Source organism: Algibacter sp. L1A34, assembly GCF_009796805.1.
Lineage (GTDB): Bacteria > Bacteroidota > Bacteroidia > Flavobacteriales > Flavobacteriaceae > Algibacter.
In genome coordinates this window covers 4,481,734-4,494,971 of sequence record NZ_CP047029.1, presented here as the reverse complement: position 1 = coordinate 4,494,971, position 13,238 = coordinate 4,481,734, and the positions used below count along the sequence as shown (strand labels likewise).

Genomic DNA, 13,238 nt, shown 5'->3' with positions numbered 1-13,238 from the left:
AGAATAAATATATGCATATACTATTTTAAAAACATAATTAAGTAACTAGTATAATTATATCATAATAATATTGGCTTACCTTGCGCCCGTTTTTAGTTGCAGTCAAATGCAATACATAAAAGTTATAATCATGGAGAATAATCGTAATAACGAAGACATAGTCACTCAAATTAATAAGGTAATAGAGAATTACTTTAATACACATACTAATAAAGATTGGATTCCTGCAAAAGACATCATGGCAGATTTAATATTAGCAGGTGTTTTTACAAAGGATAATAAAAAAGGTTTACCTCTTCGTAAAGTGTTACGAGCTTTAGATAAAGAGAAAGCCTTGACTAGAATACCTACAGTTCACGCAGAACGCACAGAAACAGCTGTCTATTGGTATTTGGTAAGAGAAGGCGCTAAGTTTGTTCCAAATGAAGCTATAACAGCCGTTTCTAAAAAAGAAAAATCTAAAGCACAAAGAGAAAATAGTGATGAGTTCTACATCTTAGATCTATGCGACGAATTACTTGCTGAAAAATCTTCGCGTAAACATACTTTTCCTTTTTTGTTAGGTGATATGCATAAAAGAGGTAAAACAAGAACAAAATTATCTTTACCGGGCTTTTATAAAGAGGCTAATTTAGTAATTGAATTTGCAGAAAAGCAGAACGAATTGGATCAAGATTCGGATAAGCTAGATGTTATGACGGTAAGCGGTATTACTAGAAGTGAGCAAATAAAAAAATATAATAAAAGACGAAAAGATGTGCTTGATAAAAAAGACATCAATTTAGTTGAAATAGATTATTCTTTATTTGAATGTGATGATAAACAGAGCATAATTAGAAGTAAGGATAAAGATTTACTTATTTTAAAAGAAATATTGAAGCAGTATATAAAATAATTTTAAGAAGTTTCTTCTTAATAATATTACTAGAGTTTTGAAGTGAAACTTAATAGAAGCTATCCTTTTGGATAGCTTTTTTTGAAAAAAGGAAAGAGTTATGCTTTAAATGTTTTTTCCCTCATCAAACACGTTCTCTAGATTATATTAGGATAGTCTGAAAAAAAATTACTTTTTTTATTAAAAATAACGTTATTTGTATATAACAGTTTCATATGAAAAATATTAGAGCTTATATAGAAGAAACCATTACTGTGAACGATACCGATTGGACGTTGTTTTCATCTAAATTAATTAAGCGCGAGTTTAATAAAAAAGATAAACTTACCGAAATTGGTCAGGTGGAGAACTACATCTCTTTTATAGAATCTGGTATTGCACGTTTTTTAATTCCGAAGGAAGATAAAGAGAAAGAAATCACTTTCGGGTTTTGTTTCGAAAATGAATTTATAAGCGCTTACGATTCGTTTTTAACACACAAACCATCGCTCTACCAAATAGAGGCGCTTACAAATATGGTTATTTGGAGTATTTCTTATAAAGATTTACAAGAAGTATATCAAAAAAGTTTTGTTGGTAATGTTATCGGGCGCATGTCGTCAGAGCGTTTATTTCTCATAAAATCTAAACGAGAGCAATCGCTTTTAAATGAAACTGCAGAAGAGCGTTACCTTAAGCTATTTACAGAGCGTCCAAACTTAATTAAAGAGGTGCCTTTAAAATATATTGCTTCGTATATTGGGGTTACAGCACAGGCTTTAAGCCGAATTAGGAAACGAATTTCTTAACCTAGGTTCATTGTAATTTCCATAAAGTAATAAGACCTTTGTTAACTAAACAAAGATTATGAGTATTCTTATTTTTATTATCATTTTATGGTATACAGGTTTGTTTTTTCAAACGTTCTTTTTGCATCGTTATGCGGCGCATCAAACCTTTACCATGTCTAAAATAGCAGAGCGTATATGTTTCTTTTTAACTTGGGTTTTTCAAGGTTCTAATTACTTAAGTGCTTATGGTTATGGCGTTATGCATAGAATGCACCATGCTTATGCCGACACTGAAAAAGACCCGCATTCGCCTAAATATGATGCCAATGTGTTTTCTATGATGTGGCGTACAAAAAACATTTATCAAGACATAAATCAAAAACGAATTGAGGTTGCTGATAAGTTTACAAAAAATGTTCCGCAATGGGAGTCTTTCGATAAGTTTGCAAGTTCTAGAGTGTCTCGATTAGTTTGGGCTGCTTTATACACTGTGTTTTTTATTTTCTTTGCAACTGCTTGGTGGCAATGGTTGTTTTTACCTGTAGCTTTTTTAATGGCACCAATACACGGCGTAATTATAAATTGGTTTGCTCATATTTATGGGTACAGAAATTTTAAAGTTGCCGATACGTCTAAAAACTTATTACCATTTGATTTTTTAATGATGGGCGAAGGTTATCATAACAATCATCATTCTCATAGTGGACGTGCAAATTTTGGAGTGCGTTGGTTTGAGGTTGATATTACGTATTGTATTATGGTAGTTTTAGATAAACTACATATTATTAAATTGAAGAAAGCCGTTAGTTAGTAAATTCGGTATTATATAGCAAAAACAAAAAAGCAACCTAATTAGGTTGCTTTTTTGTTTTATGTAAATTAAAATATGTTACTGGGTTTGCAAGACACTTTGATCAGGACTAATCAATATTTTATTCAAAACTCTTTTAATATCTATGTTGTCTTGTTGGGGAATTAAAAAAGGTTCTAAATCTTCCGAAGTATTAATTTGCTCGTACTTATCAATAAAACCGTAACCTTTGTAGCTGCTGTTTTTAATTAAAATAAAAGCTTCTTCATTTTCATATCGTCCTTTTTGTTTTACAATCACATTTTTAGACATATTTTTAAGGTAATCTATAGCTTGTTTAACACGAAGATTATATAAGGCCATCGATTCTTTTTTATCACAAATACCTTTGCAAGATTGAATAGGGTAGAGCGAACAATTTATAGTACCTTCTTGTAAATGCGTGTATTTTGGACACAAATTAAATTGTTTACAAAGTACCTCTAAATAATGGTTACATTCTTGAATACTATATAATACTTGTATTGCATTTGGCGTCGATTTTAGCGTATTGTAGGCTAAATGTAATATGCCATTTCTATCTTGGTAACTGAATATAGCATACGCTTTTGGAGCGCGTTTTGGTGCTTGATTGTATTTTGGTTGATGTTCCTTTAAGGCAGCGTCTTCCATAAGTAAAGCAATGGTTTCACTACCTGAAAGCTCGTAATCTACATCGGTTAATTCTTTAGATAAATTAATCTCTTTTTCTGCTTTACTCGAAAAATGACTTAACACGCGTTTTTTTATGTCTTTAGCCCGGCCTACGTAGATAATAGCATCGTTTTCATCTTTAAAATAATAGATTCCGGTGGTACTTGGTAGCTGATCGAAAGTTTCTTGTTTAAGATGTTTTGGTACTTTAGTTTCTTTAGTAGCTTTCTTTAAAGAGGACTCAATAACTTCTGTTGCTGTTGGCTGATTTAGTAGTATTTTAAATAGAATAACAGTAGCCTCAGCATCGCCTCTTGCGCGGTGTCTGCCTACTATGGGAATATCTAATTTAGCACATAACTTACCTAAGCTATAGGTTTTATGACCTGGTAATAATTTTCTAGAAAGTCTAACGGTGCATAGTTTCTTTCTAACAAATTTTATATCTATTGCCGCGAACTCATTTTGTATGGCGTTATAATCAAAACTCACATTATGCGCTATAAAAATGGCGTTTTGGGTAATGGATAAAATATCTTCTGCAATTTCTGCGAATGTTGGTGCTTTAGCAACCATCAAATCGTCAATGCCTGTTAAATCGGTAATGTATTCAGGGATTAACTGTTGAGGATCTACAAGCGATGTAAATTCATCTATTAACTCATCGTCTTCATATCTAAAAATAGAAATCTCAGTAAGTTTATTTCCTGGTCCAGCGGTTTCAACATCAATTACGGTATAAATCATTATGCTAATCTTTCTAAATTCTTATGGAATATGACACTATATTTAAATGAAGTGTTTTTTTTGTTGTACTACAAATGTAAGCAATAATTGCTTTAATATGTAGCTGTGAATTTTATTGTGAATGAAATATTTAAAAAATTATATTTTTATATATTTTAAGAAGGATTTAAATGATTGATTTTTATCGTTTTAAAGTAAAATGGCCTTTAAATTGACGATGTTTTTGGCTAAAAAGTTCTTGGAAATCAACGGTATACCAATAATCAGAAGATGGCATTGGATAACCTTTAAAAGTACCATCCCATCCTGGACCAAAAGGATCTAAAATATTTAATAGTTTTCCGTACCTATCATAAATGTAAATAGAAACATCTGTTTGGAATTCTCTAGATATGCCCAAAGGCTGCCATGTATCATGAAAGCCATCTCCATTTGGAGTAAAGAATTTAGGGATACTAATAACCGAAATTTTTTCAGAATCTATACCACAACCATTTTTATCTCTAACGTAAATGGTGTGCAATCCGCCTTCTACATTATTAAATATATTACTGTCTTGGTATGGTCCAAATTCGCTGTCTATAGCATATTCATTGTCTCCAATACTATTCTCGTTAAGATAAACAGTAACAGTTTGTATGTCCATAGCATCTATAATATCTACGCGATCAATGGTTGGTATAGTTGAAGGTGAAACAATAATATCTCTTGTTTTCGAACAACCTTCTAAAGATGTTACAGTTACGTTATATGATCCAACTTCGTTAATTTCAATTTCCGGAGTTGTCTCGTTTGTGTTCCATAAATAAGTGAAATTATTTGTAGAACCCGTAATTAAACCAGCATCTAAGGTGATGGTTTCAGGGTAGATGTTTAGACAATAAATAGTTTCATGAGTAACTTCAATATTTGGTAAGCTATTTACAACTAGTAGAACTTCTTCAATATAAGAACAACCTTCGTTATTTTCAACACGAGCGTAAATGGTTTGAGAATAAGCCTCTGTATTTTGATAATTATTTGCTAATATATCTAGTTGCTGTTCTGCATTTTGATAGGTGTCATAATAAGCGACATCAAAATTTTCAGTTGAATTTATTAAAACTTGAGGAGACGCTAAGCTTAAATCGAAGGTGTTTAATCCGTCTTCAGAATTTAATTCATCACAAACATATAGTATGGCTGGCGTTAATTCTATAAAGCTACTATTTAAGGTAAGCGTTGTAGAATCGAAGCAACCGGTAGAGTTATCAACTACTTTTACGTAAATGGTTTGCGGATTTGTAGTGTTTGTAAACGTTGCGCTTTGTTCGTTGGAATCACTGTCTAATTCGCTTTGCGATAAGTAGAAGTGAGTTGTAACGTTGGTGTTGTTTGCTGTAACTTGATCGTCATAATCATGAAGATTAAATTGCATTAATCCATCGGCAATATCTGTATAATCACATTCTGTAATAGAGGTTGAAATTACGTTTGGTAGAGGTAACTCTTCAACTTCAACATCAAATGTACCAATACAGCCATCGCTGTCTTCTAAAGTTACGTTGTACGTTCCTGCAACGGAAACTTCAATGGATTGCGTGGTTTCTGTCCTGTTCCAGGTATATGTTGAGTAATTTGGCCCCATATCTAAAACCACAGAAGTGCCCGCGCAAAAGGTTGCTTTTGTTAATGTTGGTGGTGTAATATGAATAGTCTCAATGTTGAAACTCGTAATATTATCACATTTATCGGGAACAGACACTCGAACAAAAACAGTTTGCGAATTTGGATTTACGTTTTGGTGTATTGTTGGATTTGGAATTTGGTTTTGCTCCAAATTAGCATCTATTCTGGTATTGAAATATCTAAAAGTAGCTCCAATTTCTGAAGTAAATAAGTTTTCGAAAGCCGTTAAATCGAATATAGCATAATCATCTAAATCATCATCACAAGATTCTAGTATTTCAGTAACCGTTTCCACGGAAGTGTCTACTCTGTGTTGTATTTCCACGGAAGTGATATAAGCACAACCTAAATTGTTTTCTACTCGAACATAAACATCATGGTTATTATTCGGGATGGTATAAATGCCGGAAAGTGCTCCGTTTTGGTTTTCGGCATTGGTTTTCGAATTGTAATATTCAAAAGCTAGGTTAGTGGTGTTTGCAATTACTAAAGTGTTTAATTCAGTAAGGTTAAAGCTGTAATTACCATTGAAATCGGTATCGCAAATTTCATAAGTATTTGGCGTTAATTCTATAAAACTACTATTTAAGGTAAGCGTTGTAGAATCGAAACAACCGGTAGTATTATCAATAACTTTTACGTAAATGGTTTGCGGATTTGTTGTGTTTGTAAACGTTGCGCTTTGTTCGTTGGAATCATTGTCTAATGCACTTTGTGATAAGTAGAAGTGAGTTGTAACGTTGCTGTTGTTGCCTGTAACTTGATCGTCATAATCATGAAGATTAAATTGCATTAATCCATCGGCAATACCTGTATAATCACATTCTGTAATTGATGTTGCAATCACGTTTGGTAGAGGTAACTCTTCAACTTCAACATCAAATGTACCAATACAGCCATCGCTATCTTCTAAAGTTACACTGTAAGTTCCTGCAACGGAAATTTCAATGGATTGCGCAGTCCCTGTTGTGCTCCAGATGTATGTTGAGTAATTTGGCCCCATATCTAAAACCACAGAAGTGCCCGCGCAAAAGGTTGCTTTTGTTAATGTTGGTGGTGTAATATGAATAGTCTCAATATTGAAACTCGTAATATTATCACATTTATCGGAAACAGACACTCGAACAAAAATAGTTTGCGAATTTGGATTTACATTTTGATGTACTGTTGGATTCGGAATTTGGTTTTGCTCCAAATTAGCATCCATTCTAGTATTGAAATATCTAAAAGTGACTCCAATTTCGGTAGTGAATAAGTTTTCAAAAGACGTTAAATCGAAAAAGGAGTAATTGTTTAAATCATCGTCACAGGCTTCTAAAGTTTCGGTGACAGTATTAACATTGGTCGATGTTCTAATACTAATATTAACTGCGGCAACAGCCCAACAACCAAATTGATTTTCCACTCGAATATATACAGTATGATTATCATTTGGAATGGCATAATTTGTCGTGTTAGAAATAGCTCCGGTTTCATTTTCAGCATTTGAGAATGAGGTGAAGTATGTGAACACTAGATTCGTTTGATCTTGGATAATTAATGCGTTCAAATCATTTAAGTCTAGCGTGAAAAACCCGTCGAAATCGGTATCGCAAATAGTATGGCTACTATCAATTAATTTAGGTGTGGCGAGTACTTTTAAAATAACGCGACCTATAGAGAAACAGCCGGTTAATGGATTATCGAATCTAACAAAAATATTATCGGTTTCTGAAGCTGTATTATGATTTTCGGGGGTTGAAATTAGAAAAGCTGTATTAGCAGTTTGTGCGCCTACTTCATCTGAATAATAAGTAATGTCAAGCCCTATAGTATCGGCTAACATAGCCGGAATAGCAGTGGTTAAATCAAACTCTTCGGAAAGGTTAAAATCATCGTCGCAAGCCGTAAGTTCGGTGTCGTTTACAGCGATAGGAAATGTAAAATTTAATGTTATTTCAGTAATTGAAAAACATCCCGTGGTTCTATTTGTAACCCTGACATAAATAGTTTCCGGAACACTAGTAATTAGATATCTATATGAAATTGCTCCGCTGTTATTAATAGCATTATTTTCTGAAGTAAAATAACGGAATGTATGGTTTATAGGATCAGAAATGATAGCATTATGACTTAAACGCAAGTCGTAATATTCGCTGCCATCGGTAAAGTTATCACAGACAGTAACGTCAATATTATTAACAACTGGAGCCGATATTAAACTGAAGTTAATGGCTCCAGAAATATCGCAACCATCTGGCGCGGAAAGATTAACAAATAGGGTTGTGGTGTTTGTAATATTCGCCGTAGTTATTGGTGTGTTTTTATTATTTGCATTATCTAAACTGTTGTAATACGTTAAATCGATGTTGTTTTGAGTTCCAATTATCTCTGAGTTGAAATTGGATAAATCAACATTGTTTTCAATACCGTTATTTTCAAAATCACAAAGGCTTAACATATTAGATTGTAACTCGGGTATGGAAACAATAGTTATTTCTATTTCGGCTGTGTTATAGCATGTTGTGGTTGTATTATATAAACGAACAAAAACGGAATGGTTAGATGTGGCTAAATAATTTTCAGGTGTTGGTATTTGGGTTGTTGGATCTCCTGTTTCGGCTTCTGCTTCAGTATTGTAAAAAGAAGCTTCATAGTCTATAAAATTTGTATTTACATCTGGTAAAGCATCGTTTAGGTTAATTAATTCTTCATTATTGTTATTACTATCACAAGCTTGAATTTCGGCGTCGTTTGTAGTTATTATTGGATAAAAATCGAAAGTAATATCGGTTTCTGTTGTACAGCCGTCTGGTGTAGTTACAAAGACGTTAATAACTCGTGTTGGCCCAATAATGTTGTAGGTTTCTGGTGAGTTAATGTCTCGTCCGTAAATGTCTTCATACTCGAAAATGGCACCTGTTTCTGTAGTGATGTCATCTTCATATTGAGTAATGTCATGTACTTCTCTATTGTTTCCAAATTCGTCACAAATAGTAGTTAAAACCGGATTTAGAAGTATCGTGGTTTGAAAATCTAGATTAACTTCTTCCACTGTAAAATCGAGTTCTGTTCCTTCAAAAACTAATGCAATACGAGCATAAAGCGTTGTTGGTGTAGTAATGTTTATTTCGGTAATAGCCCCCGTGTTGGCATTGGCATCGGTTTCTAAAATATGATAGGTGACAACCATGTATCTAGAATCATCAAAACTAGAAATTAAGCTATCGTCATATGCGCTTAATGTTACTAATTCTTCGGAATCGTTATCGGTATCACAAATTTGAAAATCTCCATCAATAGCTCCTCCAGAGAATCCAACGGACTCTAATTCGATGCTTCCTATGGTGATACAGCCAGAATCTGTATTGGTGAAAACAACAAAGACTTCAGTTTCAGGATTGGTAACCCCAAAATTAGCAGGATCACTTATTAAACTGCTCGGATCTTGTATTTGTGCTCCATTTTCAGAATCGTAATATTGAACAGTGATGCCTGTTAAATCGGTGACCATATCATTAATAGATGTGGTTAAATCGAAAATAGTTCCTGTACTAACTTGGTTATCGTTTTGGACGGTTACACCATCAATATATGTGAAATTTATAGGAAAAACTTCAACACAACCATTTGATGTGTAAGATCGTACCCAAATTTGAGAAGCGCTATTTAAACGGTAAACTTCGGGGTCTATAGGATTGCTCGTGGCATCTGGATCAAAAGGATAAATATTTCTATCAGCCCAACTTTCATAAAGATGATAACTAAAGTTTAAAGCCGCAGCATTGTTCGATTGTACATCTATTTCATGTTGTGTTAAATTGTAAATAGCAATATTAGAACAAAGCGTAACCTCAATAGGTGCAACAACGGGAACGGGATTTAGAACTATAGGGATTTCTACAATATTTGGACAAGATTCATCGGGTTGAAGCGTTAATCGAACAAAAACAGAATCGCCATTTGCAGCGGTTAGATTAGTTTGCGGATTTAGATTGTTTTCAGCTTCATTTTGATTTAAATGATAGGAAAGTGTGGCGCTAGATTGGCTACCAATAATTTGCGTGGTGTAATCGGAAAATGTTATAATTTCTGAATTATCATTATCTACATCGCATTCTGAAATTTGAGAGAGTTGTGAGGTTGCTAATTCTTCTAGATTAACGGTTAATGTACCTACATCAAAGCAACCAACGCCACGTTGTAATCTAACATATATGTTTTCTGTTGAGGTTGTTAAAAGGTAGTTTTCTGGAGTTGGTATTGGGTTAGTTTCATTTTTCGCATCGTCTGGAGAATTATAGTAATTTAACACTAAACCAGTTTGTGTGCCAACCATTAATGGCGCATAGGTTGTTAAATCTATAGTTTCTTCTCCAACCAAGTTAATGTCGCATACAGTTTGCACATTGTCTATAGCTATTGGGTAAGAGAAATCAATGGTAATATCTATGGTATCTTCTAAAATAACATCGGTGCCAATACACATATCGTAAGTTACTCTAGCGGTATAACTTGTCGATTCTTCTGGGCAAATGGTTATTTGATCGCCTGTTGCAATGAGTGTGTCGCTGGCATCTCGCCATTGCACAACTGTTGTAGGAATTCCGTTTGGTGTAAACCGCCAAGCTTCATTAGTGGCGCTCCATATACCAGAATTTCTATCGGTAGGCGTTGTTGCTGATGTTCCATCTTCATTTTGAATTCCTATCAAAGCATTTTTTCGATAAGCTCCAGATGTTGTTTCGCAATTTATTGGTTTGTCCTTTATATAAACATCGATAATATTCGAGGTTTCGTAAAGTACAATTTGAGTTGTAGATCTTGTGTTTTCGCAGTTAAAATGGTTTAAATTTTCGTAACTAATAACAAAAGTACGTTGCGGAGCAGTGCCTGTAGTATAGGTTTTAATTTCGCCACATTCGTTTTCTGGTGTGCTCGGGTCGTCGGTGCAGCCAAATACATTGTTATCGTTTGTTAAATCGTGATAAGCACCAAATATAGCATTGGTTGGCATGGATGAGTTTGGTAAACTTCCTGAAAAATAGGGGCTATCGGCAAGAGCAAGTGTGGTGTTGAAGCTTATTAGTCCATTATCTCCAAGAATAAATGAATTGAAACCTTCGTTGTAAAAACAAAAATCGAAAGGTAATGGTAAAACAGAACTCCATTTATCGTCGGCAGAAACGGTTACCGAATTTTCATTTGTTAAACCAGATAAGTTAGTAAAAGGTATACTGTTTACTTCGTAAGAAGTAGTTTCGTAAATAGTGGTGTAATTGGCTTGTAAAACAAAGCAGCGATCTGCATCCGTGGGATAATCACAATCTACCAAAATATCTGTTAAACCTCCAGCATCGCTAATTTCGATTGAAGGGGTGATATTTTGTGAAAAAAGAATTGTTGGTAATATCAGGGATATAAGGAGGGACCTATAGTGCCACATATAATTATCTTGATTATTTTAATAAAAAAATAAATATATGGAAAATAAGATTTAACAAAGCTTTAAGTTTTCTTTGTTCGACGTATCTCCTTTTATGGGTGTTGTATTGATTGGTTTTTGAGGTAACGTTTACTGCTAATAACTCTTTTTTATAAGTAATATACTAAATTTAAAAAAGAAAAGAGTTAAAGAAATTTGAGAAGGTTTTATAAAGTAAAATGAAGTCGGTAGTGTATTACACATTGATTAAGGTTGCCTTTTAACTAAACCCTCTCAATAAATTTGAGTTTTTATTGAGAGGATTGATAGTGATGTAAAAGAGGGGGTAGTAAATTAAACTATAGATTTTATTAATTAAAAAGCACCTCTTGTAATTTTTCTAAAGTTATAGGTTTAACAATATAATTACTATCAATATTATATAGTTTTGCGCGCTCTATATCTGCTTCGCTGTTAGAGCTTGTAAGTATGTAAATATTTATTTTTTTTTCGCTGGGTATTGCTTTAAAAGCATCAAGAAACTGCCACCCATCCCAAATAGGCATATTTAAATCTAAGAGTATTAATTCTGGCAGCTGCTTTCCATCAGAAATTATTGCTTTTAATTTGTCAAATGCGTCTTTTCCATTCGAGCATGTTAAAATCGATTCCACAAGTCCGGTTCGTTTCAAAAACCGTTTAGTAATATAGACGTGTGTAGGGTCGTCTTCAATTATACAAGCTAAGTTAATTTTTTTCATGTTTAAAAAATACTTTAAAAGTTGTTCCTTTATTAAGTTCGCTAGTTACTTCTATTTTTCCACCTAAAGTTTCTATTTGGTTTTTAGTAATAAATAAACCAATACCTCTGGCGTCTTCATTGTCATGAAATGTTTTATACATTCCAAATAGTTTTTTTCTGTGTAAATTTAGGTTTATTCCAATACCATTATCTGTAAATGAAATTATAGTGTATCGTCCATTTTTTTCTGAATTTATATTTAAAAAACTATTTCTTTCGTCAGAGCTGTATTTAATTGCATTAGTTACAAAATTTAAAATAATACTTTCTAAATAAGCAGGGACACCGAGTACCTCAATATTTTTTTCTATATTATTTGTTATTTTTATATTGTTTTTTTCAGCAAGTGGTTTTACAGAGGAGATTTGTTTATTAATAATATTATTTAGAGGAATTAGTGTTAAATTCTCAGTTGAAGATAAGTTAATTTGAACAACTTCGGATAAATGATTAATCGTTTCTTCTAAATTCGTAGACGATGTTGCTAATAATTGAATCATTTCATTTTCAAAAAAATCAGGTTCATCATCTTTCAAAATTTCTAAAAGAGCCGAAATTCCACCAGAATGCGAACGTAAATTGTGCGATACAATATGGGCAAAGTTTTTAAGACGGTCATTTTGGTCTTGGGTAAAAGTGATAATACGTTTTAAAGCCTTTTCTTGTTCTTTTAAAAGTGTGATATCAATAAATTGAGAAATAAAATAAAGGGCTTCTTTTTCGGTATCTCTTACAACAGAAACAGCGAGATGAATAAAAACAATATGTCCTTTTTTATGGAAATAACGTTTGTCTATTTTGTAATGGTCTTTTTTTCCGATGATTACGTCTTCAATTAAAGATTCATCGGTATTTAAATCTTCAGGGTGTGTAATATCTTGAAAAGTTAATTGGTTTAACTCATCTTGAGTGTACCCTAATATATCACAAAGTGTTTGGTTTATTTTAATCCATTTACCATCCTTATCAAATAAGGCCATCCCAATGGCAGCGTTTTCAAAATTACCTCGAAAGGCTTGTTCACTTTGTTCTAATTTTATTTGGTACTTTTTAAGATCGTTAATATCTTGTATGGTACCGTATATTCTACTGTACTTGTTTTCTGTTTTTTCGGGAATACCAATAACTTTAACCCATCTGTATTCTCCTTGTAAAGTAACAATTTGTAATTCAATTTTAAAAGCTTCTCCAAAATTTAAAGCTCTAAATACTAATTCGGTAATTTTAGATCTACTAGAACCTTCTCTGTAAAAATTAATACCAGTTTCGAGATTTGGCTCGTAATCTAATGCTACGCCATGTATTGTTTTAGTTGTATTACTCCATTTTACTGTTTTATTTTCTACAGACATATCCCAGAAACCAATATTAGCTTCATGATTGCAACGGTTTAAAAACTCTTCATTTTCTTTAAGTTCCGTAATTTCAATATGTGAGCCTACCATCCT

General features: G+C 32.9%; 7 protein-coding genes. 3 read left to right on the top strand and 4 right to left on the bottom strand.

Going from position 1 to position 13,238, the window contains the following annotated elements; all coding sequences use genetic code 11:
• Positions 1–106 precede the first annotated feature (106 nt).
• From GQR97_RS18940 to GQR97_RS18930, 3 genes are all read left to right on the top strand, one after another.
• Positions 107–895 (top strand): hypothetical protein, encoded by a 789-nt coding sequence (locus tag GQR97_RS18940; protein WP_158851258.1) that lies wholly within the window; start codon positions 107–109, stop codon positions 893–895.
• Between the two features lie 215 nt (positions 896–1,110).
• Positions 1,111–1,683 (top strand): Crp/Fnr family transcriptional regulator, encoded by a 573-nt coding sequence (locus tag GQR97_RS18935; RefSeq protein WP_158851256.1) that lies wholly within the window; start codon positions 1,111–1,113, stop codon positions 1,681–1,683.
• Between the two features lie 58 nt (positions 1,684–1,741).
• Entirely contained in the window at positions 1,742–2,476 is a 735-nt protein-coding gene (locus GQR97_RS18930) for an acyl-CoA desaturase (RefSeq protein WP_042500276.1), read from the top strand.
• Between the two features lie 78 nt (positions 2,477–2,554).
• On the opposite strand, the gene GQR97_RS18925 is transcribed toward GQR97_RS18930, so the two are convergent.
• From GQR97_RS18925 to GQR97_RS18910, 4 genes are all read right to left on the bottom strand, one after another.
• Positions 2,555–3,916 carry an exonuclease domain-containing protein gene (locus GQR97_RS18925; RefSeq protein ID WP_158851254.1) on the bottom strand — a complete coding sequence of 454 codons (1,362 nt, stop codon included), beginning with the start codon at positions 3,914–3,916 and terminating at the stop codon, positions 2,555–2,557.
• A 181-nt stretch (positions 3,917–4,097) separates the two neighbouring features.
• The gene (locus tag GQR97_RS18920) at positions 4,098–11,009 is read right to left on the bottom strand and encodes a T9SS type B sorting domain-containing protein (protein ID WP_158851252.1); all 6,912 of its coding nucleotides are present in this window, start codon (positions 11,007–11,009) and stop codon (positions 4,098–4,100) included.
• Positions 11,010–11,359: 350 nt separating this feature from the next.
• Positions 11,360–11,749 carry a response regulator gene (locus GQR97_RS18915; protein WP_158851250.1) on the bottom strand — a complete coding sequence of 130 codons (390 nt, stop codon included), beginning with the start codon at positions 11,747–11,749 and terminating at the stop codon, positions 11,360–11,362.
• Positions 11,736–13,235, bottom strand: coding sequence for a sensor histidine kinase (locus GQR97_RS18910; protein ID WP_158851248.1), 1,500 nt, complete (start codon positions 13,233–13,235; stop codon positions 11,736–11,738). Before GQR97_RS18910 ends, GQR97_RS18915 begins: the two co-directional genes overlap by 14 nt.
• Positions 13,236–13,238: the final 3 nt, after the last annotated feature.